The following is a 25,539-nucleotide window of genomic DNA, read 5'->3' on the forward strand; positions in this document are numbered from 1 at the left end:
ATAAATGGCCATAAAAAAAGAAGAACCCCCTTCGATCATCATCGAAAGAGGTTCTTCCCCCTTGTTTCAGCTTATGGCTGAACTTCCGTCATAGTCCCCGTCGGAGGCTCGTAGGCCTCCAATTGTCTCAGTGTGATTCCTTTTTGCGCCATGAGTGACTTTACCTTTTCGCTGTCCTTCGGATAGGAACGATGGTAGACAATTTCACTGATTCCGCTGTTAGCCAGCATGTTGGCGCAGGTCCAGCACGGCTGGTCGGTAACGTACACGGCGGAGCCTTCCCTGTCCTTAGGATCGGTGAATAACAGCAGGTTTTGCTCGGCGTGAATCGTGCGGATGCAGCGCTGTTTTTTGACAACCTGCTCGGCACCGCCCTGTTCTACCATTTCGTACTCTTCAACCAGCATGCATCCGGCCTCCGAGCAGTCTGGAACTCCCATAGGCGCTCCGTTATAGGCGGCACCTAACAGCTTCTTCCCTTGCACGAGCACGGCTCCAACATGCCTGCGGCTGCATTGGGATCGTGTCGATGCCATATACGCCATATCCAAGAAGTAAGTATCCCAATCTTTGCGAGTTGTCATGTCTTATTAACTCCGTTTATTTCTGGCTTGCTTGAATCGCTTGATCCAAGTCATAAATAATATCATCGATGGATTCGGTTCCGATGGACAAGCGGATCATTCCCGGAGTTACGCCTGCAGCCGCCTGTTCCTCCTCGGACAGCTGCTGATGCGTAGTGCTCGCAGGATGGATAATCAACGATTTGGAATCGCCGACATTGGCGAGGTGCGAGAACAGCTTGACGTTGTTAATAACCTCACGTCCGGCTTCAACTCCGCCTTTAATGCCAAAGGTCATGATGGCGCCTTGGCCTCTAGGCATATATTTTTGCGCGAGCTCATAGGAAGGGTGGCTTGGCAGACCAGCGTAGCTTACCCATTCTACCGCTTCATGCTCCTCGAGGAATTGAGCCACCTTCAATGCATTCGAGCTGTGACGCTCCATACGCAGGTGAAGTGTCTCCAGCCCTTGAAGAAGCTGGAAGGAGTTGAATGGAGAGATCGCTGCTCCCATATCTCTCAGCAGCTGCACGCGGGCTTTGATAATGTAGGCGATGGGTCCTACGGCATCGGTATAAACTACGCCGTGATAGCTTGGATCCGGTTCCGTCAAACCCGGGAACTTGCCGCTTGCCTTCCAGTCAAATTTGCCGCCGTCCACGATAATACCGCCGATGGAGGTGCCATGGCCGCCGATAAATTTGGTTGCCGAATGAACTACGATATCCGCTCCGTGCTCAATAGGACGAAGCAGGTACGGGCTTGGGAACGTATTATCGACAATAAGAGGTATTCCGTTCTCATGCGCGATTGCCGCTACGGCTTCGATATCGAGAACGTCTCCTTTGGGATTGCCGATCGTTTCCGCAAACAATGCCTTCGTTTTGGGCGTGATGGCGCTGCGGAAATTTTCCGGATTGGACGGGTCCACGAACTTGACGGTAATGCCAAGCTTCGCCAATGTGGTGGAGAACAAATTGTATGTACCGCCGTACAAGCTGGCTGCAGATACGATCTCATCGCCGGAGCCCGCGATATTCAAAATCGAATAAGTGATCGCAGCTTGTCCGGAAGCTGTTGCCAGAGCAGCAGGAGCACCTTCCAATGCCGCAACCCTTTTCTCAAAAACATCCGTTGTCGGATTCATTAAGCGAGTGTAGATATTGCCGAATTCTTTCAAAGCGAACAAATTAGCCGCATGATCCGTGTCGCGAAAGCCATAGGAAGTCGTTTGATATAATGGCACTGCGCGGGACAGGGTAGCGGGATCAATTTCCTGACCGGCATGAACTGCCAGCGTTTCCAAACCAAGCTTACGTTCATTAGACATTCGTTAAATCCTCCCTAACTAAATAATGTATGAAGTCTATCCTATTTTCTCATATATTGTAAGAAAACAAAAGAGGATTCATAGGACTAAGGCTCTACGGTAATATAAGGCTTCATTTTGGCCAGCATCTTGTCCCCTATCCCTTTGACTTCCTTCAGCTGATCGACCGATTTGAAGCGCCCTCCGATCTTCTCGCGGTAAGCAACGATCGCCTTCGCCTTGCTTTCTCCTATGCCTGGCAGCGCATCAAGCTCCTTCTCTGTAGCATGGTTTATGTTCAACTTGCTTTCTTTGGATGACGATGACCCGCTGCTATTGGCCGCCGCTGCAGGAGCCGGAGCAGGCTGAGCTGCGGAGCCCGACACGTTACCGGGCCGCTCACCACCCTGACCGCCGTTCGTTTGATCCAGGATTCCGGAACCGGGTTGTACGTTTGAATCAGGATTCTTTGATCCCGAACCCGCCTCCTTGCTCTCGGTATTTGCCGGACTACTCTTGGATGGCGATGCGTTGTTCTCCTTGCGTCCGGCATCCCCGTTCGGCAGCTGTCCCTTCTCCGATTGCTCCGTTAGCAGACGCTGCATATCCTCATTCGCCAATCGCCACTGTCCCGCTTCACGGGCCGCTTCCTTCCAAGCGGTATAACCAAACCATCCTCCCAGCGCAACCGTTAATGATACGACTAGGAGAACCGTCCCGGATTTTGTTTTATTCACAAACGGGAGAGCCACTCGCCGTTCCCTCCTTTACGTACTTATTCATAAATTGTTGTTGTACTTTGTTCAAACGAATAGACATCACGATAATCCCGGCAATCATATTTATTGACTACCGTGCATAAGGATTAAGAAGGCTGCACTTTTCAGGGGGGATAGTCATGAAAGTAGGATTCATAGGAACAGGCAGCATGGGCAGTATTCTGATAGAAGCATTTATCCAATCCGGGGCTTTGAATCCGGATCAAATCGTCGCTACTAACCGGACCATTACTAAAGTGGAGCATTTAGCCGCAGCTTATCCGGGTCTTCATGTGGCCCATTCCAATATAGAAGTCGTTACCTCTTCTTCTCTTATTTTCTTATGCGTAAAGCCTGCCGACTACAAGGTGGTTTTGTCAGAAATCAAGGAATCAACCGACCCGGATCGGTTGCTGGTTTCGATCACGAGCCCCGTACAAATACGCCTGCTGGAAGAGCAGCTGCGCTGCAAGGTGGCCAAGATCATCCCAAGCATTACCAATTACGTTTTTAGCGGAGCGACCTTATGTATATTCGGAGACCGTTTGGAAATCGAGGATAAGGAGCTGCTGGAAAATTTGCTGTCCTATATCAGTGCACCGATACGAGTCTCCGAGAATTACACGCGCATTTCCTCGGATTTGTCCAGCTGCGGCCCGGCGTTCCTGGCATATTTCATTCAGAAGTTCATTCAGGCCTCCGTGGAGGAAACCGGAATTTCGGAGGAAGAGGCGACACAGCTGGCCAGCGAAATGACGCTCGGCACAGGCAAACTCCTGACAACCGGCGGCTTTACTCCTGCCTCCCTGCAAAAAAGAGTATCAGTCCCCGGCGGTATTACCGCAGAAGGACTCCGTATAATGGAAAAAGAGCTGCACGGGATGTTCAACAGCCTCATCCGTACAACTCATTCCAAGTACCAAGAAGATCTGGAAAAGGTGGAAGCCCTGTTTCATGAATCGAAGGACGATTAAGAACGTGATGCTTTCACGCTTTTCCCTATGAACCGCCTGCCGCAGCAGAGCGGTTATTTATTTGAATGATTATCCTACTACGATGTTAACCAGCTTGCCTTTGACGGCAATCACTTTGCGAACGGCTTTGCCGCTCATCGCTTCCTGCACCTTGCTCATCCCGAGCGCCAGCTCTTGAAGCTCAGCTTCGTTGGCATCCTTGGAAACCAATGTGCGATCGACGATTTTGCCGTTCACCTGAACGACGATTTCCACCTCGTTATCGACCGTCCAAGCTTCGTCGTATTCAGGCCATTTCGCATAAGTAACCGTATCGGTATGGCCCAGCTTCTCCCACAGCTCCTCAGCCAAATGCGGAGCAATCGGGGACAGCATTTGCACGAAATGCTCCATCGCTTGCTTAGGCAGCGTGTCGGTTTTGTAAGCCTCGTTAACGAAAATCATCAGCTGGCTGATCGCCGTATTGAAGCGCAGCGCCTCGAGGTCTTCCGTAATTTTCTTAATCGTACGGTGCCAGGTCCGTTTGAAGCTGTCACTTCCCAGCGTCTCGTCGGCGCTGATTTTCGGATGAAGCTGACCGTTCTCCCCGACAAACAAACGCCAGATCCGGTTCAAGAAACGGTAGGTTCCTTCAACTCCGTTCACGTTCCAAGGCTTGGTTGCTTCCAAAGGTCCCATGAACATTTCGTACATCCGAAGCGTATCCGCGCCGAATTCATTAACAATGACATCCGGATTGATGACATTGCCGCGGGACTTACTCATTTTCTCATTATTTTCACCCAGGATCATACCCTGGTTTACAAGCTTATAGAACGGCTCCTTCGTCGATACGACGCCCAGATCATACAGCACTTTATGCCAGAAACGCGCATACAGCAGGTGAAGCACCGCATGCTCCGCACCACCGATGTACAGGTCGACAGGAAGCCATTTTTGCTGAAGGTCCTTGGAGCACAGCTCTTTGTCGTTCTTAGGATCGATAAAGCGCAGGTAGTACCAGCAGCTTCCCGCCCATTGCGGCATCGTGTTTGTTTCGCGGCGGGCTTTCATACCGGTCTCCGGATCAACGGTTTCCACCCATTCCGTTACGTTCGCCAGCGGAGATTCGCCTGTGCCCGACGGAGCGATTTGGTCGACATCCGGCAGCAAGAGCGGCAGCTGATCCTCCGGAACAGTTTTCATAGTGCCGTCTTCCAGATGCAGGATCGGGATCGGCTCGCCCCAATAACGCTGACGGCTGAACAGCCAATCGCGCAGACGGTAGGTCACCTTGCCTTGACCCTTACCGTTTGCCTCCAGCCATTCGATCATCGCGGCGATAGCCTGCTCGTTATTCAAGCCGTTCAGCTGCTCGGAGTTCACATGCTCTCCGTCTCCCGCATAGGCTTCCTTCGTCACGTCGCCGCCCTTCACGACTTCGATGATCGGCAGGTCGAATTGCTTCGCGAATTCCCAGTCGCGCTGGTCATGGCCCGGCACGGCCATAATCGCCCCGGTACCGTACCCTGCAAGCACATAGTCGGCAATCCAGATCGGAGTTTTCTTGCCGTTCACCGGATTGATCGCATACGCTCCCGTGAATACCCCGGTCTTATCCTTGGCCAGATCGGTACGCTCCAGATCGCTCTTGCGAGCGGCTTTCTCCTGATATTCCTTCACGGCAGCCGCCTGGTCTGCAGTCGTGATGGCGTCCACCAGCTCATGCTCAGGAGCCATCACGCAGTAGGTTGCGCCGAACAGAGTATCCGGACGTGTCGTAAATACTTTCAGGCTTGCATCCGCATGGCCGTCGATCGCAAATACAACCTCCGCACCCTTGGATTTCCCGATCCAGTTGCGCTGCATATCCTTGATGGATTCGGACCAATCCAGCTCCTCCAAATCTTCAAGCAATCGCTCCGCATATTCCGTAATTTTCAATACCCATTGACGCATAGGCTTACGGATTACCGGATGGTTACCGCGCTCGCTCAAGCCGTCAATGACTTCTTCGTTAGCCAATACCGTGCCTAATGCCGGACACCAGTTCACCGGAACCTCGTCTACATAGGCAAGACCCTTTTTGTACAGCTGGATAAAGATCCATTGCGTCCATTTGTAATATTCGGGATCGGTCGTGCTGATCTCGCGGTCCCAATCGTAGGAGAAGCCCAGAGACTTGATCTGGCGGCGGAAATTATTGATGTTCTTGATCGTAATATCCCGCGGATGCTCTCCGGTATCCAACGCGTGCTGTTCGGCAGGCAGGCCGAATGCGTCCCAACCCATCGGATGAAGCACATTATATCCGCGCATCCGCTTATAGCGGGATACGATATCCGTAGCCGTATAGCCTTCCGGATGTCCTACGTGCAGACCTGCGCCGGATGGATAAGGAAACATATCCAATGCGTAAAATTTAGGCAGACTGTCGTCGTCCAGCACTTTGAACGTTTTATGGTTTTCCCAATATTGTTGCCATTTCGGCTCGATGAAGAGCGGGTTATAGCCCTGCTGTTCTTTTGCTTCCTGTGTCATTCGGTTGTGCCCCCTTCAATAGATCAACATCTCAATATAAAAGCCCCTCATCGCTAGCGCAACGCTAGGGACGAGAGGCATGATTCCCGTGGTACCACCCTAGTTAGCAACAGACATGCTTTGTCTGTGCTCACTCTTCCCCTTAACGCGGGGGCGACGATCCGGCTAAGCTCAGCTGACCGAGTGTGAAAAACCCCGGCTGCTCATGCATGAACTTCACCTTCTGGCTCCAAGACGAGTTCGCTCTTCCCCTACGCCGGCTCTCACCAACCGCCGACTCTCTGAAAAGCAGGGGATGGAGTTACTACTTCTTATCCCAGCCGTTAGCAGCATATAAAGCGATTATATGTAAAAAACGGCAGCGGTGTCAAGTATGCATGCGCTGACCTGACAATCGAGTCCACTGGAGAAGTACTATGATTAAATTACACCGATGCTGGAAATACTAGGTTCATAGAATGCGCCGATGGCAGAGGTGAGAACATGACAGGTCTTTTGAATGGCATTGCATTATCCCTTCCTTTGTGGGGGATTATTTTGGGCGTCGTCCAGATATTGCTCAGGTAGCTTCCTGAACTCTATAACTAGGACATTATTTTCGCGCTACGAAAAAAGCACGCTGCGTCGTATCCGTAACGGATTTCCACATAAAATCCGCATAGCAGTCCACCTCACGGAAGCCCGCCGCCAGCACCTGCTCTTTGATCCACGCCAACGGGTACGCCCGCTGCACGTGCACCTCATCGACTCTTCGAAACCTTTCCGGCGAATCACTGGCGTCTTCCCGTCCGCTCTCACGGACAAATATGGTTAAGGCGTGCTCTATCTCGCACCGGTCCGTATCCAGTTCACTTGTCCAAATATAGGCAATATCGTCTTCATTCAAAAAAAACGGCTGCTCCTCCGCGTAGGACTCCAGCTGATACGGGGTATGAACATCGAATACGAAGATACCCCCTTCTTTTAAACCGCCATAAGCTTGTCCCAGAGCTTCTACAATCTCTTCTTCTTCCAGCAAATAGTTCATACAATCGCAGAGCGAGATCACCGCGTCGACCGGCTGAAGCAGGCCCCAATCCCTAAGATCCTGCTGCATCCAGGTAACGCTCCCTTTGCCTGGAAAAGCAAGGGCGCGTTCCGCTTCATGAGCTTTTTGCTGCGCGACAGCCAGCATATCCTCCGACAGATCGATGCCATACACCTCATAGCCCTGCTGCGCCAGCGGTATGGCTATATTACCGGTCCCGCACCCCAAATCCGCAATCGTTCCCGGCCGTCCATATCGGTCCCAGCATCGATTTAAAAAGTCAAGCCATTCTGCATACGGCATATCTTCCATCAAGCGATCGTAATGATATGCAAACAGCTCGTAAGCCATAACATTCAACCTCCATGTTGAAATAGGTAAGCTCACCGTAAAAGGGAATGCCCCTGGTAAGCCTGTCATCTTCCTCTATGTCTCGCACCCGGGTCAAGCTACCCGCATCACTGTTCCTAAGCGTAAAAAAAGCCGGCATTCCTGCAGCTTGCGGACAGTTGAAGTCTAACCCGCATGGAATGTCCGGCTGCTGCCGGTTGGAGAATTATTCTCCGCCTTTATGTTCTTCCTTCAAGTGAGTCCAGCTGCCTTCCTGGTATACCAGGCCTTCCTTCATCAGCTTGCCGACAGCACGCTTAAAGGCCGATTTGCTTATTTTGAACCTCTGCATAATGACATCCGCCGGAGTTTCATCCGAATACGGCATGGAACCATTGGGTCTTTCGCGTAAAAATTGCAGCAGCTTCTCTGCATCCTCATCGCGTCCTACTTCTTTGGGGGCACGCATCGAGAGATTGACCTTGCCGTCTTCCCGGATAAAGCTCACCCGAACATCTACTTCTTCGCCAAGACGCAGCAATCGGGTCCGCTCGGAAGCATGAATCATGCCGATCACGCCGAAGCCGACTACACCGCCGTCACAGACGACGAAGGTGCCCATTTGCAGCGTTTTGTACACCCTGCCCTTAACCCATTTATTTCTCCAGGCAGCCGGGGCATCGAAGCATAGCGGACCCAGATCCGCCTCTCCAGCAAGCTTGGCCACCAGCCGTCCCTGCCGGTCATGGTCCAGCAGGACGAATACTTTATCCCCAATTTGCGGTCTGAGCTCAGGCAGCTCGGGTAGCTCCCGGAAGGGGAGCAGCAGGTTGCGGCCCAGACCCATTTCTAGAAAGCAGCCGAAGCGGCGATGGATATCCACCACTTCCAGCAGCGCCACCTCGCCAAGCTGAATGAGCGGCTCGCGCATCGTAGCGGCCAGGCGATCCTCCGTATCATAGAACAAAAACACGTCTACACGGTCTCCTGCCTTGATCTCCCCGATCACTTCGCTGTAATGCAGCAGAACATCCTGATGGCCGTCTGTCAGAAAATATCCGTTAGGCGGGACTTCTCTTGCTACCTCCAGATTGATACGCGTTCCCGCTTCAAGCCTCATACCCGCTCAACCACTTTCGCGTCAGACCATAGTCTCTCAATATTGTAATACTCCCGGTCGTCGCGGTGAAATACATGAATAACCACGTCGCCTAAGTCAACTAGTACCCAACGCGCCGTATCCATTCCTTCCATACCGCGAACTCGTATGCCCTTCTCTTCGGCACGCTTGCGAATTTCCGTAGCGATGGACTGTACCTGGGTCTCCGAATTCCCGTGGCAGATCACAAAATAATCGGCGATCAGGGAGATTCCCTGCAGATCCAGCGTCACCACATTCATCGCTTTTTTATCTTCAGCTGCCTCAACAACAAGGGCCATCAATTTATCCGGGGTTAAACTCATTCATTTTCCTCCTCTATATGTGAACCAATAATAGTAGACCAATGTATTCCTACTGTACTTTATCCAAATTTCCGGCAGCTTGCTCCTGCCTTTTGATTTCATCAATAAGACTATTTCTTGAAAGCATGGTTAAAGGATACACCTTTTTCCCCTTTTCCAATAAAAAACGGATCGTACCGTCAAATGCGGCAACTAATGCCTTCTCTACACTATGTTCGGCGATTTCACGGATATTATTCACACCCGGAAAATCGCGTCCCGGCTCGATATAATCGGCGAGACAAACCACCTTCTCCAGCAGGGTCATGCCTGCTCTGCCGGAGGTATGATAGCGGATCGCATCCAGGATTTCCTCGTCGTCGATGCCATAATCTCTCTGGGCGACAAAAGCTCCGGCAAAGGAATGCCACAGCTCTTTATCGTAATCGAGCAGATCGGCGGGCAGGCCGTTGTCCCTGATGATGCTCTCCTGATCCTTGACCGGCCAAAATTTGCATACATCGTGAAGAATGGCCGCTAGATACGCCTTATCGGGATCACATCCGTATTGACGCGCCAGCATCACTGCGGATTCCATTACACCTAGCGTATGCTCCCAACGCTTGGCAGGCATTTGGGCTTTCACCGACTCCATCAGCTGTTTACGATCCATAAATCCCGCTCTCCTCAATATAATCGTATACACGGTCCGGAACCATGTACCTTATTGTTTTTCCTGCCGCCACCCGTTCCCGGATGTAGGTCGAAGACAGCTCCATAAGCGGCATCGTCACAAAGGTAACAGAGCCTTTCACCGGCTCGGGAAGCTCCCCGATATCCAGGGGGTAACCAGGCCGCTGCAATCCGATAAAGGAAATCAGCTGCAGCAGCTCTTCGAATTTATACCATTTGGGCAAAAATTGGACCATATCGGCACCGATAATATAGGAGAAGCGGATGTCCGGATGCTGCTGCTTTAACAGCTTCACCGTATCGATACTGTAGGACACACCGCCCTTTTGCAGCTCTATATCGAGAGGGCGAAAGGAAGGATGTCCTTCAACGGCTCTGCATACCATTTCCCATCGTTGCTCCGGCGTTGCGCCGGGAGCCTGCCGTTTGTGAGGGGGAACGTTGGTCGGCATGAACCAGACCTGATCCAGCCCCCCCTGTTCGAATGCGCATTGCGCGGCAATTAAGTGGCCGATATGAATCGGATCAAAGGTGCCTCCCATGATGCCAACCTTCATGCTTCCACCTCGTTTTCGCTCCATTTATGAAAAATGCAAGAAAGCCCCTGGCAGCGAGGCTTCATGTCTGCCGATCTACGGCAGCTCGATCGTTTTGTTATCCCTGGATTCCTTATACAACACGATAATTTTACCGATAACCTGTACCAGCTCGGCTCCCGATTGTTCCGCCAGCTGCTCGGCAACCTCGCCGCGATCCTCCATACAGTTGTTCAAAACCGTAACCTTAATCAATTCGCGGACCTCTAGAGCTTCCTCGATATGACGGATCAGATGATCATTGACGCCGCCTTTTCCCACTTGGAAGATAGGGTTTAAATGATGCGCCAAAGAGCGCAAATACCGTTTCTGTTTGCCTGTTAACATATGCTTGCCTCAATTCTAGTGTAATGCGTGCTGAGCGATGGTTTGAACATAGAAAGGAAAAAATCAAAACAATCGCTCAACCCGTGTGTTATTTAAAAGATTGTTCGACCACCTGACGCATAGCGGTAATCGGCGCAGGAGCTCCTGTCCAGTATTCAAACGCGTAAGCTCCCTGGTAGATGAACATGCCTAGACCGCAATGAATCTTCGCACCTCTGGCCTCCGATTCGCGCAGGAACCTGGTTACTAATGGAGTATAGACCGTATCGCTGACGACGAGCCAATCGTGAATCAAAGAAGTATCCATCGGCACCGTATCTACATTGGGATGCATGCCGGCAGGCGTTATATTGACCACAAGGCTAACATCGCCGATCACATCCGGAATCGCGTCCGTTCCCATACCCGTCGTTTCGGTAAATTGGGACAGCGAATGCGCCAAATCCACCGCCTTCTCCGGGTTCCGGTTGGAAATATATATGTGGGAAGCGCCCTCCTTGGCCAAAGCGTAGCCTACGCCGCGCGCGGCACCCCCTGCGCCCAGTATAAGCACCTTTTTCCCCTTCAAATCCAGTCCGGTCTCTTCCTTTAAGGAACGAACATAGCCGATGCCGTCCGTGTTATACCCCGTGAGGCGTCCGTTATCATTGACTATGGTATTGACGGCGCCGATAACACGAGCCCCTTCGTCAATAACGTCCATGTAATCCATGACTTCCACTTTATGAGGAATCGTCACGTTGACGCCCCGGAACTGCAAAGCTCTGATGCCCGCCACGGCGTCCTTCAGCTGACCGGGCAAAATGTGAAACGCCGCATAAGCAGCGTTAATTCCAGCCACTTCAAAAGCACGGTTCAGCATAATCGGCGATTTGGAATGACGAATCGGATCACCGAAAACCCCGTACATGATCGTGTGACTGTCCAAATGACTGTTCCCCATGCTCTCTTACTCCCCGTCCCCCAGATTATATCATCGACTCGCGTACGGCTACTTTAACGCCCTTGGGCACATGAATCATAAGATCGGCCCCAACGTCGCTGTTCACTTTCACCCATCCCAGCCCGGAAATCGAAACATCATAATGTTTCCCTTTGGCAATCCTTACAGGATGCTTGGACAGCTTCGGCAGCAATTCCAGCTCTTCGAGGCTAGGCGGAGCCAAGAGCTCTCCCTTATGCTCCTCATACAGCTCATCGGCGCGCTCCAGCTTGGTACGGTGCGGCGATAGCGCGTTGGAGACATAGAAGGTGAACGATTGACGCTGCCCCTGAACGAAATCAAACCGGACATAGCCGCCAAAAAAGATCGTCTGCCCCTCGTTCAACTGAAAGACCAAAGGCTTGACCGGCTTCTCCGGCATAAGCTTCTGCAAATCCTTCTTGCTGACCAGCTCCGTCAGGCGATGCGAATAAACAATCCCTGGCGTATCAATAATGAACGTGCCATCATCCAGCGGAATTTTCACCAAGTCGAGCGTGGTTCCCGGATATTGGGAAGTCGTAAGCTCGGCGTCAAGGTCGCTGTAGTCGCGGATGAGCCGGTTGATCAGCGTCGATTTGCCGACGTTGGTCGCCCCGACGACATAAATATCGCGTCCGTCGCGATGCTTGTCCAACGACTCGATAACCCGGTCAAATCCCATATTCTGCTTAGCCGAGCATAGCACGACGTCAACAACCTTAAGTCCAAACTCCTTGGCCTGCCGCTGGACCCAGTTGACAATTCTATTGAAATTCGTCACCTTCGGCAGCAGGTCGATTTTGTTCACGACTAGCACTACAGGATTGTTTCCTATAAAACGGGGAAGTCCGCTGATCAGCGTCCCTTCGAAATCAAATATATCGACGATATTGACGACCAGGGATTTCGTGCTTCCAACGTGGCCCAGAAGCTTCAAGAAATCGTCCTGATTGAGCGTAATCCCCGCCATATCGTTATAGTGCTTGATCCGGAAGCAGCGCTGGCATATGACCGGCGTGCGCTTTAGCGCCTGGTCCGGGACGTACCCCAGCTTATCGGCACTCTCGGTTTGAAGCTTTACTCCGCAGCCTGCACAGGCTTCTTGTTCCAAATGCAATTCTGTCATCTTGTGTGTGTACCTACTTTCTCATCCAGGTTAAAGCGGCCTTTTCCAACGAACGGTTGACCACTTTGGTAAACAAGCCTTCATCCCGCCGTTCGATCGGCAATACCAAGATCGTATACAAGCCCATCCGGTTCCCGCCAAGAACATCGGTCATCATTTGATCCCCGATCACGACCGTTTCCTCCGGCCCGAGCTTCATGAGATGCATGGCTTTATGAAATGCAGCTCTGGTCGGTTTCTTGGCCCGGTAAATAAAAGGCAGCGATAACGGCTCGGCAAATTTGCTTACGCGCAGCTTATTGTTGTTGGATACAATGACAACTTGAAAGCCGATTTGTCCAACTACCTTCAGCCAGTCGATTAACTCAGGCGTTGCCAGCGGCGCCTTGGCTCCGACCAGCGTGTTGTCCAGATCCGTAATGATGCCGCGTTTGCCTTCATTCCATAATTTCTGCAGATCAATATCGTAAATGGTATTCACTTGTAACCGTGGAACCAGCTTCTTCAGCAACCATATTCACCTCAAAACAAGCATATATACGCAAACTATACCATAATTGACCTTTTTGTTGCAAAAAGATTAACGGCTGTCCTGCCATCATTTCCTGAACAAAAAAAGCACCCGATTCTATTCGTCGGATGCCCGCTTTTACGATTCGTCCATTTCCTGCTTCAGCTTCATCAGCTCTTCCTTACGAGAAGGGTCTTTTCTGAAATATTCAATTAGAGTCTCGATACATGTGATGGAATCCCAGCTCAAGTGATGTTCAATACCCTCTACATCTTTATAAATGGTATCCTCCGAAACGCCGATTAACGTTAAAAACTCTTCGAGCAATTGATGCCGGTCGACAAGTCGTTTTCCCATCTTCTGGCCCTTGGAAGTCAATACGAGACCGCGGTATTTTTCATAAACCAAATAATTGTCTTTATCCAATTTCTGGATCATTTTCGTAACGGAAGAAGGATGCACTTCCAGGCCTTCGGCGATATCGGACACACGAGCATATCCCTTCTCGTCGATCAGCTTGTAGATCCTCTCCAGATAGTCCTCCATACTTGGTGTAGCCATTTGCTTTCCTCCCGTACCTCTTAAACCATACGTATGCAGCCCGGTAAAGATGGGTCACCATTGCAAAAAGCGCTCATCGATTCTGTTATTTCCCACGAGTGAGCGTCAACGTTCAGGTTCAAACTATGGTCATTATAAGCGCCTTTTACTATATCACAGCCGGATGTCCGAAGCAAGTTAAGGTTGGAAAATGAAACCGATCTTTGCCACCTGAAAAGGAGAACTGGTATGACATTAGAAACATTAACGCCCCCTCTTCGGCAGACCGAGGTGTTCGTCCCGGAGCTTGTATATTTTGAGCCGGACGCATTGCAGTATCCGAAAGGCCAGAAAATTATGGAATGGGCCAAGCAGCAGGGGCTGCCGATCCGAATGACGACTTCCCACAACCGGATAACGAATCTGCCCGGAGACAGCGATCTGGAGAAGTACCGCATAGCCAAACGAACGCTCGTTGTCGGAATCCGCAAGACATTAAAGTTCGATACATCCAAGCCCTCGGCCGAGTATGCAATCCCGATAGCGACGGGGTGCATGGCACATTGCCATTACTGCTACCTGCAAACGACACTTGGAGCAAAGCCCTATATTCGAGTGTATGTCAATACCGATGATATATTGAAAGCAGCCAAGCAATATATTGAAGAACGGGCTCCGGAGATCACCCGGTTTGAGGCAGCATGTACATCGGATCCGGTCGGTTTGGAGCACATAAGCGGTTCTTTGAAGGAGCTTATTGAGTTTATGGGGAAAGAGCCACTCGGACGGCTGCGTTTTGTGACCAAATTCCATCATGTAGAGCCGCTGCTGGATGCCAAGCATAATAAGCATACCCGATTCCGCTTCAGCGTCAACGCCGATTATGTCATCAAAAACTTCGAGCCTGCAACCTCCAGCTTCTACGAGCGGATTACCGCGGCAGGTAAAGTGGCCAAAGCGGGATATCCTTTAGGATTCATTATCGCTCCTATCATATGGCATGAGGGCTGGGAGGACGGGTACCGGGAGCTTCTGGAAAAATTAAAAGAGGCGCTTCCCGAAGAAGCTGCCTCTGATTTGACCTTTGAGCTTATTCAGCACCGCTTCACCAAAACAGCCAAGAACGTCATTCAGCAAAGATACCCGAAGACGAAGCTGGAGCTAGACGAAACGAAGCGCAAATATAAATGGGGCCGCTGGGGCCAAGGCAAATATGTATATCCTGATGAACAGGCAACGGCGCTGCGTGAATTTATAACCGAACAAATTTTCGAGAAATTCCCTACATCCAGCATCGACTATTTCACTTAAAATTTCAGATAATCGGGGGTAATGGAGTTCAGCCAGATCGTGATCCGGGTCATCTGATCCGTGTATAACAGAACGGCCATGACAATCATCAGGCCCCCGCCTATCTTCATAATCTTTGAGGAGTACCGAAGAATCCATTTGGTGCTGCCAATGAAAAAGGCAAGGATAAAAAACGGAATGGCAAAGCCCAAGGAATATGCCGTAATTAATGGCAGCCACGAATCCGGACTGGTCGCAGCCAAAGCCAAAATAGCCGACAGGATCGGACCGATACAGGGACTCCAGCCTGCTGCAAAGCCCATGCCGATCAGGACGGACCCCAAATACCCCGCAGGCTTAAACTTCCACTGCAGCTTGCGTTCCTTCATCAGCCATTGCGGCTGAAATATCCCTACCAAAAACAATCCCATCGCAAAAATTAAAATCGCTGCAATCTGACGAAGCAGATCTTTATAATCGATGAATAGATTGGATACGAGTCCGGCACCCCAGCCGAGGCTGTAAAAGATAATGGAGAAGCCCACAATAAAGCATAGGGTGTGAAGAACGGTTCTTTTGCGGACGCCGGCATCCGAGCCTTCCTTCAGCTGGCTGACGGAGATTCCGGTTATATAGGATAAATAAGATGGATACAAGGGTAAGCAGCAGGGCGATATAAACGATGCCACGCCAGCCCATAGCGCGATCCATAGATTAACTTCCATGATGACTCCCTTCTTACGGCTTTCTATGTACTAGGTCCTTTTTACAAGGCATCCATTAGACAAGCTCTGGCGGAATCGCGCTTACATACGAAAGCCGCGCTTGATGAACATACTGATAATCAGCAGTACAATAAGGCACAAGACAATAGTGGCGCCCGGCGCCGTGCTCCAGATCCCTGCGGCAACCAGGCCTCCGACCACGGCAATCTCAGAGAACAGTACGGACCAGAACAGCGAGTTGCGAAAGCTTTTGGCTACAAGCAGGCTGCAGGCGACCGGTATCGTCAATAACGAGGATACAAGAAGCGCGCCGACGATCTTGATAGCCACCGTTATGACCAGCGCCGTCAATATGGTAATCATCATGTTGTAGAAGCGAAGCGGCAAACCGCTGACTCCTGCAGCGTCCTCATCAAAGAACATCAGGAACAGCTCCTTGTAGTTTGCCAAAATGACAGCTACTACGATAACCGTTACCCCTAGAACGACCCATAAATCCATCGAGTCCAAAGTATAAATGCTCCCGAAAAAGTAACTCATAACGTTGATATTAAAGCCCTTCCCCAATGTGAACAACAGGGTGGCCAAGGCAACGCCGCCGGACATGATGATAGCAATGGAAAGCTCCGCATAAGTCTTATAAGCCTTGCGGAGCCATTCGATCGCGAAGGATGCTAGTACAGCGAATAAAAGCCCTACGCCGATCGGATATACATTGATCAGGAAGCCCAGAGCAATCCCTGCTATAGATACGTGCGCAAGGGTGTCTCCGATCATCGAGAGCCTTCTCAGCACCAGAAAGACTCCCATCATAGGGGCCGCAAGTCCGATGAGCAGACCGCCCAATAAAGCGCGTTGAAAAAAATATTCCGTAAAAATATCCACCTGTTTCTCTCCTAGCTTCAGCTTCCGTGCATGTCTTTCTTACGATAATACCTCAATTTGCTCCCTTAGCTGCTGGATGGAATGAGTCAAATTCGTCTCCTTGCAATTTTCGGGCTCGTGAGTATGCTTTACATAGAATGAAAGCGAGCCGTTTTTTTGAATCGGCTCCTTACCAATATAAGATTGTACCATATCCATATCGTGGGATACCATAATAAACGTAATATGGTGATGCTCATGCATGTGACGGATCATTTTGAAAAAGCCGGCCTGCGTCTCCGCATCAATCCCCACTGTAGGCTCGTCTAGGATAAGAAGCTCCGGATTGTTGATCAGCGCCCGCGCCAAAAACACACGCTGCTGCTGTCCTCCTGACAGCTGGCCGATACGCCGGTCGGCCAAATCCTCGATCCGCATGACGTACAGCGCATCCTCGCATTTCTGGTAATCCTCTTTGGTCAAGCGGCGGAACATTTTCTTTTTCCCGTACAAGCCGGAAAGGACGACCTCGCGCACGGTGGCCGGGAACAGCGGATTGAACGCATTTTTCTGCGGCACATATCCGATTCTCTCCCAATCCCGAAAGGTGGAGAGGGGCTCCCCGAACAACCGGATTTCGCCTTGTGTAGGCTTCAACAATCCGACAATCATTTTGAGCAAAGTGGTTTTCCCAGCTCCGTTCGATCCGATCAAGCCGATAAAATCACGCTCCAGGATGGTAAAACTGAGGTTTTCAATCACCTTTTTATTTTCGTAGAAAAAAAAGACGTCATCCATCGAGACAATGCTCTGATGACATCCTGCATTCACTGGCTTCATAGCGTAAGCTCCTTCTTTTTGCAGGTTCCTACTTCTATTGTAATGCTTTTATTAAATTATTCAAATTGGCTTCCATCAGCGAAATATAGTCCGCTCCGGATTTCAGCTGCTCTTCCGTCAAGCCCTCTATCGGATTCAGCACCATTGTCTCTACTTTGGCATCTTTCGCTAATGTCTTGGCCAACCTGTCGGAGACAAGCTCCTCGAAGAAAATGTATTTAATGTTGTTCGCTCGAATAAATTCGTTAATTTCTTTCAAGTCCTTGGAGGTCGGCTCGGAGTCTGGAGATAAACCCATGATCGCCTTTTGCGTCAAGCCGTACTCATTCGCCAAATATGCGAAGGACTGGTGTGTGACAACGATATCTTTCTTCGATGCTTTGGATAGTGCGTCTTTATATTTGTTATGAAGCTGATCGAGATTGTCTGCGAGCTTCTTGAAGTTAGCCTCGTAGTCCGCTTGGTTGGCAGGATCGACCTTTACCAGCTGATCCTTGATGTTCTGGGCCATGATTTTCGCATTAACCGGGCTCAGCCACACATGAGGATCGTAATGAGCATCGTGTTTGTGATCGTGATCGTCTTGCTTGCCCTGCTCTACATGGTCATCTTCGGTTGAAGCGATCAGCTGAATCCCTTTGCTGGCTTCTACTACGGAAACTTTGGAATCCTTAGGCAAGCTGTCCAGCGTGTCCTGAACCCAGCCCTCGAATCCGGCGCCAAGATAAACAAACATCTGAGCCTTGGACAAGTTCTGCATATCCCGGCTTTTTGGCGACCAATCGTGGGGCTCTACGCCTGCGGGTACCAGGTTGATGGCGTTGACATGGTCGCCGCCTATTTTTTTCGCAAAATCATATAACGGATAAAAGCTGGCTACGACATTCACCTTACCGTTGACCAGCGTCGCCTGCGACTTGCCGCAGCCTGCGAGAACGACTGAAATCAGTAATGTAAGAAAAAAAGGAATCATAACACTTTTCTTGCGTAACGACATGGAAAAACGCTCCCCCTGAAATGTAAATCGTAAAGTTTTTTATTAGTCGTTAACGATTATACGTCCGCCCCTTGCCCATGTCAACAGTTAATAATATTTACGATTAACGAGGTTCATTAACTGCACTTGCCTGATTCATTGCATCAATTAAAAAAGCAGACCGCCGCGGCAGTCTGCTCGTTATAACTATGTTTGTTGTACAAGAATCAAGCGGAGGCCCATGCCGATCAAGAAGCCGACACATAGCCCGAATATTCCAAGCCAAATCGCCCCTAAGAAGTCACTTGAATAAACAACCCCGATCGTCCCGAAAAAAGCCCCGAAGGTAAAGGGCACTACCGCATACGGCTTCGTGCCTCCCCCAGCATCCTTATAAGCGTCCCAAATTCCGAACATATAGACACAAGGGTAGAACATGAACCAATGGTAATTCGTCTGGTCGATCGTCGCCTGGATATCCCCATGGAAGCTGGAGATGATGATCATATTCAAGTTGGACTTCAGGTTAATGAAAAACTCCAAAACGATGAGCAAAATACCCTTGATATATTTGCCGTTAAGAAGCTGACCGAATCCCGGGAGAGCGATGCTCCATAATATCGCCTCAACGCGTGACGCTTTGGCCATGGCCTTAATGTGCAGACAATGCGTCACGATCCGCCGCTTGCGGAGGTTGTTCCATCCAGCCTAAATCGATCAAAATATTGGCTCCGTCTTCCGCGTAATTGCCCACCTCCGCTATAAACCTCGCGTAAGTGGCCGCCACGTCATGTCTGCTGCCGAAGGCCAGAGCATTGCCGTATGTCCGGACTCGCATTGAAAACATATCAAGTTTATGGGAAAACATCAATTTATCGGAAAACGGCGACACTGTGGAATCCGTAACCAAATGGTCCAGAAGGGTGTGAGACGGCAAATCTTCTTTGAGCAGCATTTTGCTTAAGATATCGAATTGCTTGGAAGCAATATCCTTCCCTCTTCGGAAAAAATCCCGTGCCTGATCTAGCCTTGCTGATTGACAGAAGCCAACCAATACGGCTCTGCTGACCGCATTGTTCTGAACGTTATCATAGAGATGAGTAATTTCCAACGCATTGAGCGGACGGACATCTCCGAAGAACCCGTTCAAATACCCCTGCTTTTTCACGATATCGATTTTTTTGGGGACGGGAAGATACGGAGATTTGATCAAAAAACCTTTTGTGTACAACAAATCATTGACGTCGTTCATCAATTTGATCGTCGTCACAAGGCAATCGGTAAAAAATTCACGTACATCCGGACGGCTCATCAACGGCACGGCGATTCCGTAAATGTTAATCCCCGCTTTGCCGGTATATTTCAAGTAATGCAAGTAGAACTCATCTGCAAACAACCGGGGCGCCCCCAAATTGACGTCATCTTCGGTGAAGCCGACGGGCATCGGATGCTGCTCCTTAGTAAAGATATCTGTGACGGTTTGCGCGAACCGGTTAGCTAATTGAAGCGCCTCCTCCAGGACGTGTCGGATTTCTGTGTCATCCACATGCTGAAGAAAATAGCGCAGCACGCATCGAGCCATACTATTACCCGAATAGGTCACCCACAATTTACCAATCTCAGCAGAAGTCAAATTATCGGACAGATCTCCTTGCTTAACGCTTGTGTTCTCGAGTTCGGTTTTCATCATAAGAAGCTAGCCACCTTTTTTTTCTTTAAGATACCATTGTGGCGTTTTATTTATTCAGATGAAAGACAAAAAAGTCCCCATTCCCGAAAAATCGGGAGGATGGGGACTTCCATTCGTTCACTACTCTACGCGCACGGCTTGCATTTGCGCCTTGATGCACAGCTCCGCCGCTTTGAAGGCGTGCTCCTGGGTCATTGCATTCTCCGTACGGTTAATGCAGTCCAGGATCAGCTGGCCGAAGAACGGATAGCCTACTTGGCCTTTCAGCGAATAGTGCTTCTCGCCTTCCTGGTTGACCAAATACAGATGGTCGCCTTTCGGGTCGCGGGCGATGTCGATGTACTTACGGATTTCAATATATCCCTCCGTACCCAGGATCGTCATACGTCCGTCGCCCCAAGTGCCGAGGCCGTCCGGAGTCAACCAGTCGACACGGAAGTAGTTGGTCGCGCCGTTATCGGCAACCAGGGTAGCGTCGCCGAAATCTTCAAGCTCAGGATAATCCTTGTTGTTATAATTAGCCACTTTACTGTGAAGCACCTTCGCATCCTTCGCACCGGTGAAGAACAGGAACTGCTCGATTTGATGGCTGCCGATATCGCACAAGATGCCGCCATATTTTTCATGCTGGAAGAACCATTCCGGTCTGGACGGCGCATTCAAGCGATGAGGACCAAAGCCGATAACCTGGACTACGCGGCCGATAGCACCCTGCTCGATCAATTGACCTGCAAAGACAGCACTCTCTACGTGAAGACGTTCACTGTAGTAGACCATGTACTTTTTGCCGGTTTCCTTCACCTTGGCTTTAGCTTGCTCAATCTGCTCCAAGGTGGTGAAAGGCGTTTTATCCGTGAAGTAGTCTTTTCCGTGATCCATAGCGCGAAGACCTAGCGCAGCGCGTTCCGAAGGCACAGCAGCGCCGGCGATCAGCTTGATGGATGGATCGTTCAAAATTTCAGCCTCGGAAGAAGCTGCCTTGGCTTGCGGAAATTTCTTGATAAATGCTTCCACCTTGGCAGGATCGGGGTCATACACGGCAACAAGATCGGCTCCCGCTTCGATCAAGCCGTTGCACATGCCATATATGTGGCCGTGATCCAGTGCGATTGCGGCGAATGCAAATTCTCCCTTAGCTACAACCGGATTCGGTTTGCCTTGCGGCGCGTAATTCATTCCGTCTTTGGTTTGCATAATGGTTAGGCCTCCTGGTAAGAGTCATAGATTATTCATAGTTCATTGTTAACGTGAACAATCCTCATTTTACCACAGATCCGTTAGGAAGTGCATCAGAAATTGTAGCTAAAGTTAATTGATCTCCATGGGAAGCTGCCAGAATCATGCCTTGCGATAATTCGCCCCGCAATTTCACCGGCTTCAGGTTCGTTACGCAGATGACCTTACGGCCGACCATTTGCTCCGGTGTGTAAAATTTGGCGATACCCGATACAACCTGACGCTGCTCGGTCCCCAGATCCAACTGAAGCTTCAGCAGCTTGTCTGCCCCTTTGACCGGCTCAGCGGCGATGACTTCCGCGACGCGAAGCTCCACCTTGAAGAAGTCGTCGATCGAGATTTCCTGAACCCCTTCAACAGCTTCTTTCTTCTCGGCCGCTTTAGCCGGCTTCTCCTCCGTCTTCACCGCTGCAGGCTCCGCTTCAGCTCCGCCGCCCATAGCCTGAACAATGTAGGACACCTCTTTGTCTACCTCCAGACGAGGGAACATCACTTCCCCTTTCTCTACGCGGATACCGCTCGGGAGAGATCCGAATTGGTGAATCGTATCCCAAGCCGTCAGCGGACCTTCCTGGATGCCGAGCTGCTGCCACATTTTGCGTGGAGTCTGCGTCAGGAACGGCTGCAGCATCACCGATGCGATGCGAAGCGATTCCGCCAGGCAATAGAGCACGGAGCCGAGCGTCGGGCGCTTGCTCTCATCCTTCACCAGCGCCCATGGCTGGGTCTCATCAATATATTTGTTCGTCCGGCTGACCATCTGCCAGATCGCGCCCAGAGCAACGGAAAACTCCATGTTTTCCATAGCTTCCTCCACCTTGCGGGCGGTCGAACGAATCGTATCGAGAAGCGCTGCGTCAAATTCCGTTGCGTTCTCGATATATTCCGGTACGGTGCCGCCAAAGTATTTGTCGATCATGACGACCGTCCGGCTGAGCAGGTTACCCAAATCGTTCGCCAGATCAAAGTTGATCCGTTCCACGAAGCTTTCGGGCGTAAACGTACCGTCGGAACCGAACGGAACCTCACGAAGCAAGTAGTAGCGAAGCGCATCCAGGCCGTAGCGGTCAATCAGCGTTACCGGGTCTACGACGTTGCCTTTGGATTTGGACATCTTGCCGTCCTTCATTAAGAGCCAGCCGTGTCCGAATACCTTTTTAGGCAGAGGCAGATCCAAAGCCATCAGCATAATAGGCCAATAGATTGTATGGAAGCGGACAATTTCTTTGCCTACCAGATGCACATCGGCAGGCCAATACTTCTTGTATTTGCTGTCGTTCTCGCTGCCGTAACCAAGCGCCGTAATATAGTTGGACAGCGCGTCGATCCAGACATAGATGACATGCTTCGGATCCTTCGGCACCTTAATACCCCAATCAAATGTCGTGCGGGATACTGCCAGGTCCTCAAGACCCGGTTTGATGAAGTTGTTGATCATCTCGTTCTTACGCGATTCCGGCTGGATGAAGTCAGGGTTTTCCTCGTAATATTTCAGCAGGCGGTCAGCGTATTTGCTCATGCGGAAGAAATAGCTTTCTTCCTTGATGAGCTCTACAGGACGTCCGCAGTCCGGACAGTTGCCGTTAACCAGCTTGTTTTCCAGGAAAAAGGATTCGCAAGGCGTACAGTACCAGCCTTCGTAGGTCCCTAGATAAATATCGTCCTGCTCGATCAGGCGGGCGAAAATGCTCTCAACGGAAAGCTTGTGCCGCGGTTCCGTCGTGCGGATAAAATCGTCGTAGGAGATGTCAAGCTTGCTCCACAGCTCCTTGATCCCGGCAACGATGCCGTCGACAAATTGCTGAGGCGTAACGCCCTTCTCCTGCGCCTTGCGCTCAATCTTTTGACCGTGCTCATCCGTACCTGTCAGGTACATCACGTCATAACCGCGAAGCCGCTTATAACGCGACATGGCATCGCCGGCCACGGTCGTGTAGGCATGTCCGATATGAAGCTTATCGCTCGGATAGTAAATCGGGGTCGTAATGTAAAACGTTTTGTTCTGTTCTGGCATCGTAATCGCTCCTTCGATTCTTTTTGAAAACAAAAAAAGCCCTGTCCAGCTTGGGACGAGAGCTTGTGCTCACGCGGTACCACCCAACTTCCCCCGCTAACAGCTTGGCTGCCGGCAAGGCTCAGTAGTCATATGCGACCTTCCGTTAACGCCGGAACTACGACGATGGCTTACGGCTTACGCACGACGCTCACCATCATTACCTCCCGGACCATCTTCCCCTGCTTCCGTCAACCGGCTCTCAGCCAACCCGGCTCTCTGTGTGACATCCGCAAGCTACTTATCCGTTCATAGGCTATATGCAAATATAGGGTTAAGGCAAATATAGCGATAAAGAAGACCCGTGTCAAGTGAGGGCTTACGTATTAGTGCTGCCGCTTCATCCTGGTTTCTAAACGTGGTCCTCCGCTTGACTAGCCGGGCCGCTATCCGCCGCAGCATCAGCCTCCTGCTTCCGGGCAGGCGGAACATAATCAATCCCTCCGGGATGAAACGGATGACATTTGCAAATCCGTTTGACCGCAAGCCAGCTTCCCTTCGCGGCACCGTGGATTTCCAGAGCTTCGAGCGCATACTGGGAGCAAGTAGGGTAGAAGCGGCATGTCGGCGGCTTCAAAGGTGAAATGAATTTGCGGTAAAAGCGGACTCCGCCCTGAAGCAGTTTTTTCATAAGAAGCGCCTCCCGATCGTTAGCAGACTCTGTTCGCCATCCAAACACGGCCAGAATATGCCCCTTCAGATGTCAGCGAAGTCTTTAAAAGTATCATGCCCGATCATTCTTCCCGCGTCAAGGTGACCGCACCGGACTGAAGCCGCCGTCAATATACACTACTTTTTCATAGAGGCAATGTCCTTGGACGCACCTTCCTGAGCCTCGCGCAGCGCGCTGATGGAGTCTTTTTCTCCGGATACAATGGCGTTGAATGCGGCCGTCATCCGCTTGGCGATGATATCGTCATATTTGGTCACGAAGGAAGGCTTGGCCCTTTCTTTGGCGAAGAAGGCTCCGACATGTTTCCCTTTGAAATTTCTTCCATTAGATCCATCCGCCGATTGACCGAACGCTTTGATAACCTCCGGCGTCGTAACGATGGGCAGGGTGCCGGCTTTGGATATTTTCATTTGATACTCGTCGGACGTCAATGCCCTCAATATCTCAAAGGCAAGATCCTTATTCTTGCTTGTGCTCGCTATGTTCATATAGGTCGCATAATCCTGGGGCCCGATCCCCGGCGCTTCCTTAAACGTTGGCATACTGACCATATCCCAGCTGTCAAAGTCCCATCGGCCGATCTGGTAAGCCATCATCGCGACGTTCTTCTCTTTGCCGAACATGTCCGTATTCGCCTTCTCGTTGCCTGGAATTTGACTGAACCTCGTGAAATTTTCCATAAACAGCCTGAACTTATCATCCGTAACCTGCACGCTTTGCGTTGTCGGGTTGTAGTAAGAGAGCGACAGCTGGTTCGTGTTATACATGAAAGGATAGCGGGTAGCAAAGCCGTAGTAATTGGTTCCCGCATCGGTTCGCGTCATCTTTTTGGCCAGCTCGTACGTCTCATCCCAGGTCATGCCGTCCTTCGGGTACGGAACCCCGAATTTATCGAAGATATCCTTATTATAAAAGAGAGCTGTTGGCGCGCTTGCGACAGGAAAGCCATATATGCCGCCGCCGAACTGCTTCTGAAACTCAACCGTATTCGGTCCCAAGCGATTCAGATCGTAGCTGTTCTTCTTTATCAGCTCGCTTATATCATACAATAGCTGGGTATCGGCAAGAGACGGGAACGAGAAAATGGAGCATAGGATCAAGTCGACCGGCTGTCCGGATACGATCAGCTCGTTAGGCGTCGTTCCTTTCCCCGTTGCGATGAATTTGATCGTGACCTGTGGAAATTTGGCTTTAATCTCCTTCCCGATATCGCTGTCCATGAACGCTTCAGCCGTTGCCGTCGAATTGGAAGCATTATAAACAACAAGCTCAACGGGCTCCTGGCTGTTCTTCACGGCGGGTGTCTCTTCCTTGGAGGTTGATGCCGCTGGGTTGGCTCCGGAGCTGCAAGCGGTTACAACTAGAGTTAGAGCCATAGCCATAAAAGCCGCTGTACTAAATTCATGTAAACGTTTTCTTTTCATCGTGCACTCCCCCTTATTTTAAAGGACCTGATACAGCAGGGATTTGCTGAAGAGCAGAAGTACCGCATCGTACTCTCCAGCAAAATT

At 50.6% G+C, this 25,539-nt stretch carries 26 protein-coding genes and 1 other annotated feature; of the genes, 2 read left to right on the forward strand and 24 right to left on the reverse strand.

What is annotated here, in order from left to right:
* Window positions 1-71: 71 nt before the first annotated feature.
* The 3 genes from B1728_RS12795 to B1728_RS12805 all read right to left on the reverse strand — a co-directional run bounded on the left by B1728_RS12795 (window position 72) and on the right by B1728_RS12805 (window position 2,624).
* Window positions 72-584, reverse strand: coding sequence for a deoxycytidylate deaminase (locus B1728_RS12795; protein WP_079910589.1), 513 nt, complete (start codon window positions 582-584; stop codon window positions 72-74).
* A 16-nt stretch (window positions 585-600) separates the two neighbouring features.
* Entirely contained in the window at window positions 601-1,893 is a 1,293-nt protein-coding gene (locus B1728_RS12800; RefSeq protein WP_079910590.1) for a homocysteine synthase, read from the reverse strand.
* 86 nt (window positions 1,894-1,979) lie between these two features.
* Complete coding sequence (locus tag B1728_RS12805) at window positions 1,980-2,624, reverse strand: ComEA family DNA-binding protein (protein ID WP_079910591.1); 645 nt, start codon at window positions 2,622-2,624, stop codon at window positions 1,980-1,982.
* Window positions 2,625-2,770: 146 nt separating this feature from the next.
* Between B1728_RS12805 and comER the strand changes: the two genes are divergently transcribed.
* Window positions 2,771-3,604, forward strand: a complete 834-nt coding sequence (gene comER / locus B1728_RS12810; protein ID WP_079910592.1) for a late competence protein ComER — start codon at window positions 2,771-2,773, stop codon at window positions 3,602-3,604.
* Between the two features lie 69 nt (window positions 3,605-3,673).
* Here comER and leuS read toward each other — a convergent pair whose 3' ends face one another.
* From leuS to mntR, 11 genes are all read right to left on the reverse strand, one after another.
* Entirely contained in the window at window positions 3,674-6,124 is a 2,451-nt protein-coding gene (gene leuS / locus B1728_RS12815) for a leucine--tRNA ligase (protein ID WP_079910593.1), read from the reverse strand.
* Between the two features lie 63 nt (window positions 6,125-6,187).
* Window positions 6,188-6,451 (reverse strand) — a binding site (T-box leader).
* Window positions 6,452-6,716: 265 nt separating this feature from the next.
* The gene (locus B1728_RS12820) at window positions 6,717-7,502 is read right to left on the reverse strand and encodes a class I SAM-dependent DNA methyltransferase (protein ID WP_079910594.1); all 786 of its coding nucleotides are present in this window, start codon (window positions 7,500-7,502) and stop codon (window positions 6,717-6,719) included.
* 205 nt (window positions 7,503-7,707) lie between these two features.
* Window positions 7,708-8,601, reverse strand: coding sequence for a CvfB family protein (locus B1728_RS12825; protein ID WP_079910595.1), 894 nt, complete (start codon window positions 8,599-8,601; stop codon window positions 7,708-7,710).
* The gene (gene rsfS / locus B1728_RS12830) at window positions 8,598-8,945 is read right to left on the reverse strand and encodes a ribosome silencing factor (protein WP_079910596.1); all 348 of its coding nucleotides are present in this window, start codon (window positions 8,943-8,945) and stop codon (window positions 8,598-8,600) included. The genes B1728_RS12825 and rsfS overlap by 4 nt, the downstream gene beginning before the upstream one ends.
* 49 nt (window positions 8,946-8,994) lie before the next feature.
* A complete protein-coding gene (gene yqeK / locus B1728_RS12835) occupies window positions 8,995-9,597 on the reverse strand; it encodes a bis(5'-nucleosyl)-tetraphosphatase (symmetrical) YqeK (protein WP_079910597.1) in 603 nt (200 codons plus the stop codon).
* Complete coding sequence (locus B1728_RS12840) at window positions 9,587-10,174, reverse strand: nicotinate-nucleotide adenylyltransferase (protein ID WP_079910598.1); 588 nt, start codon at window positions 10,172-10,174, stop codon at window positions 9,587-9,589. Before B1728_RS12840 ends, yqeK begins: the two co-directional genes overlap by 11 nt.
* A 75-nt stretch (window positions 10,175-10,249) precedes the next feature.
* On the reverse strand, window positions 10,250-10,540 hold the full coding sequence (yhbY, locus tag B1728_RS12845; RefSeq protein ID WP_079910599.1) for a ribosome assembly RNA-binding protein YhbY: 291 nt from the start codon (window positions 10,538-10,540) through the stop codon (window positions 10,250-10,252).
* Window positions 10,541-10,628: 88 nt separating this feature from the next.
* The gene (locus tag B1728_RS12850; RefSeq protein WP_079910600.1) at window positions 10,629-11,483 is read right to left on the reverse strand and encodes a shikimate dehydrogenase; all 855 of its coding nucleotides are present in this window, start codon (window positions 11,481-11,483) and stop codon (window positions 10,629-10,631) included.
* Window positions 11,484-11,508: 25 nt separating this feature from the next.
* Entirely contained in the window at window positions 11,509-12,630 is a 1,122-nt protein-coding gene (gene yqeH, locus B1728_RS12855) for a ribosome biogenesis GTPase YqeH (RefSeq protein WP_079910601.1), read from the reverse strand.
* Between the two features lie 13 nt (window positions 12,631-12,643).
* Window positions 12,644-13,141, reverse strand: a complete 498-nt coding sequence (locus B1728_RS12860; protein WP_079910602.1) for a YqeG family HAD IIIA-type phosphatase — start codon at window positions 13,139-13,141, stop codon at window positions 12,644-12,646.
* Between the two features lie 138 nt (window positions 13,142-13,279).
* Window positions 13,280-13,702 carry a transcriptional regulator MntR gene (gene mntR, locus B1728_RS12865; protein WP_079910603.1) on the reverse strand — a complete coding sequence of 141 codons (423 nt, stop codon included), beginning with the start codon at window positions 13,700-13,702 and terminating at the stop codon, window positions 13,280-13,282.
* A 228-nt stretch (window positions 13,703-13,930) separates the two neighbouring features.
* Between mntR and splB the strand changes: the two genes are divergently transcribed.
* Window positions 13,931-14,992: a spore photoproduct lyase gene (gene splB, locus B1728_RS12870; protein WP_079910604.1), complete on the forward strand. Its 1,062-nt coding sequence runs from the start codon at window positions 13,931-13,933 to the stop codon at window positions 14,990-14,992.
* On the opposite strand, the gene B1728_RS12875 is transcribed toward splB, so the two are convergent.
* The 10 genes from B1728_RS12875 to B1728_RS12920 form a co-directional block, all read right to left on the reverse strand.
* Window positions 14,989-15,696: a cytochrome c biogenesis CcdA family protein gene (locus B1728_RS12875; protein ID WP_079910605.1), complete on the reverse strand. Its 708-nt coding sequence runs from the start codon at window positions 15,694-15,696 to the stop codon at window positions 14,989-14,991. The two genes, splB and B1728_RS12875, sit on opposite strands and share 4 nt — an antisense overlap.
* Window positions 15,697-15,777: 81 nt before the next feature.
* Window positions 15,778-16,581: a metal ABC transporter permease gene (locus B1728_RS12880; RefSeq protein ID WP_079910606.1), complete on the reverse strand. Its 804-nt coding sequence runs from the start codon at window positions 16,579-16,581 to the stop codon at window positions 15,778-15,780.
* A gap of 39 nt (window positions 16,582-16,620) precedes the next feature.
* The gene (locus B1728_RS12885; protein ID WP_079910607.1) at window positions 16,621-17,400 is read right to left on the reverse strand and encodes a metal ABC transporter ATP-binding protein; all 780 of its coding nucleotides are present in this window, start codon (window positions 17,398-17,400) and stop codon (window positions 16,621-16,623) included.
* Window positions 17,401-17,434: 34 nt separating this feature from the next.
* A complete protein-coding gene (locus B1728_RS12890) occupies window positions 17,435-18,397 on the reverse strand; it encodes a metal ABC transporter substrate-binding protein (RefSeq protein ID WP_079910608.1) in 963 nt (320 codons plus the stop codon).
* Between the two features lie 186 nt (window positions 18,398-18,583).
* Complete coding sequence (locus tag B1728_RS12895) at window positions 18,584-19,051, reverse strand: hypothetical protein (protein WP_306293521.1); 468 nt, start codon at window positions 19,049-19,051, stop codon at window positions 18,584-18,586.
* A complete protein-coding gene (locus tag B1728_RS12900; RefSeq protein WP_079910610.1) occupies window positions 19,029-20,066 on the reverse strand; it encodes a DUF3231 family protein in 1,038 nt (345 codons plus the stop codon). Before B1728_RS12900 ends, B1728_RS12895 begins: the two co-directional genes overlap by 23 nt.
* A gap of 120 nt (window positions 20,067-20,186) precedes the next feature.
* Entirely contained in the window at window positions 20,187-21,260 is a 1,074-nt protein-coding gene (locus tag B1728_RS12905; RefSeq protein WP_079910611.1) for a Gfo/Idh/MocA family protein, read from the reverse strand.
* Window positions 21,261-21,324: 64 nt separating this feature from the next.
* Window positions 21,325-23,316, reverse strand: a complete 1,992-nt coding sequence (gene metG, locus B1728_RS12910; protein WP_079910612.1) for a methionine--tRNA ligase — start codon at window positions 23,314-23,316, stop codon at window positions 21,325-21,327.
* A 391-nt stretch (window positions 23,317-23,707) separates the two neighbouring features.
* Window positions 23,708-23,986 (reverse strand): membrane protein insertion efficiency factor YidD, encoded by a 279-nt coding sequence (gene yidD, locus B1728_RS12915; protein WP_079910613.1) that lies wholly within the window; start codon window positions 23,984-23,986, stop codon window positions 23,708-23,710.
* A 158-nt stretch (window positions 23,987-24,144) separates the two neighbouring features.
* Window positions 24,145-25,452 (reverse strand): ABC transporter substrate-binding protein, encoded by a 1,308-nt coding sequence (locus B1728_RS12920; protein WP_079910614.1) that lies wholly within the window; start codon window positions 25,450-25,452, stop codon window positions 24,145-24,147.
* Window positions 25,453-25,539 lie beyond the last annotated feature (87 nt).

The sequence above is a fragment of the Paenibacillus sp. 32352 genome, from assembly GCF_002042965.1.
Lineage (GTDB): Bacteria > Bacillota > Bacilli > Paenibacillales > NBRC-103111 > Paenibacillus_S > Paenibacillus_S vulneris.

Coding starts and splice junctions, on each gene's coding strand:
- B1728_RS12795 (WP_079910589.1), bottom strand. CDS start 584: ATGACAACTCGCAAAGATTGGGATACTTACTTCTTGGATATGGCGTAT.
- B1728_RS12800 (WP_079910590.1), bottom strand. CDS start 1,893: ATGTCTAATGAACGTAAGCTTGGTTTGGAAACGCTGGCAGTTCATGCC.
- comER (WP_079910592.1), top strand. CDS start 2,771: ATGAAAGTAGGATTCATAGGAACAGGCAGCATGGGCAGTATTCTGATA.
- leuS (WP_079910593.1), bottom strand. CDS start 6,124: ATGACACAGGAAGCAAAAGAACAGCAGGGCTATAACCCGCTCTTCATC.
- B1728_RS12820 (WP_079910594.1), bottom strand. CDS start 7,502: ATGGCTTACGAGCTGTTTGCATATCATTACGATCGCTTGATGGAAGAT.
- B1728_RS12825 (WP_079910595.1), bottom strand. CDS start 8,601: ATGAGGCTTGAAGCGGGAACGCGTATCAATCTGGAGGTAGCAAGAGAA.
- rsfS (WP_079910596.1), bottom strand. CDS start 8,945: ATGAGTTTAACCCCGGATAAATTGATGGCCCTTGTTGTTGAGGCAGCT.
- yqeK (WP_079910597.1), bottom strand. CDS start 9,597: ATGGATCGTAAACAGCTGATGGAGTCGGTGAAAGCCCAAATGCCTGCC.
- B1728_RS12840 (WP_079910598.1), bottom strand. CDS start 10,174: ATGAAGGTTGGCATCATGGGAGGCACCTTTGATCCGATTCATATCGGC.
- yhbY (WP_079910599.1), bottom strand. CDS start 10,540: ATGTTAACAGGCAAACAGAAACGGTATTTGCGCTCTTTGGCGCATCAT.
- B1728_RS12850 (WP_079910600.1), bottom strand. CDS start 11,483: ATGGGGAACAGTCATTTGGACAGTCACACGATCATGTACGGGGTTTTC.
- yqeH (WP_079910601.1), bottom strand. CDS start 12,630: ATGACAGAATTGCATTTGGAACAAGAAGCCTGTGCAGGCTGCGGAGTA.
- mntR (WP_079910603.1), bottom strand. CDS start 13,702: ATGGCTACACCAAGTATGGAGGACTATCTGGAGAGGATCTACAAGCTG.
- splB (WP_079910604.1), top strand. CDS start 13,931: ATGACATTAGAAACATTAACGCCCCCTCTTCGGCAGACCGAGGTGTTC.
- B1728_RS12875 (WP_079910605.1), bottom strand. CDS start 15,696: ATGGAAGTTAATCTATGGATCGCGCTATGGGCTGGCGTGGCATCGTTT.
- B1728_RS12885 (WP_079910607.1), bottom strand. CDS start 17,400: ATGAAGCCAGTGAATGCAGGATGTCATCAGAGCATTGTCTCGATGGAT.
- B1728_RS12890 (WP_079910608.1), bottom strand. CDS start 18,397: ATGTCGTTACGCAAGAAAAGTGTTATGATTCCTTTTTTTCTTACATTA.
- B1728_RS12900 (WP_079910610.1), bottom strand. CDS start 20,066: ATGATGAAAACCGAACTCGAGAACACAAGCGTTAAGCAAGGAGATCTG.
- B1728_RS12905 (WP_079910611.1), bottom strand. CDS start 21,260: ATGCAAACCAAAGACGGAATGAATTACGCGCCGCAAGGCAAACCGAAT.
- metG (WP_079910612.1), bottom strand. CDS start 23,316: ATGCCAGAACAGAACAAAACGTTTTACATTACGACCCCGATTTACTAT.
- yidD (WP_079910613.1), bottom strand. CDS start 23,986: ATGAAAAAACTGCTTCAGGGCGGAGTCCGCTTTTACCGCAAATTCATT.
- B1728_RS12920 (WP_079910614.1), bottom strand. CDS start 25,452: ATGAAAAGAAAACGTTTACATGAATTTAGTACAGCGGCTTTTATGGCT.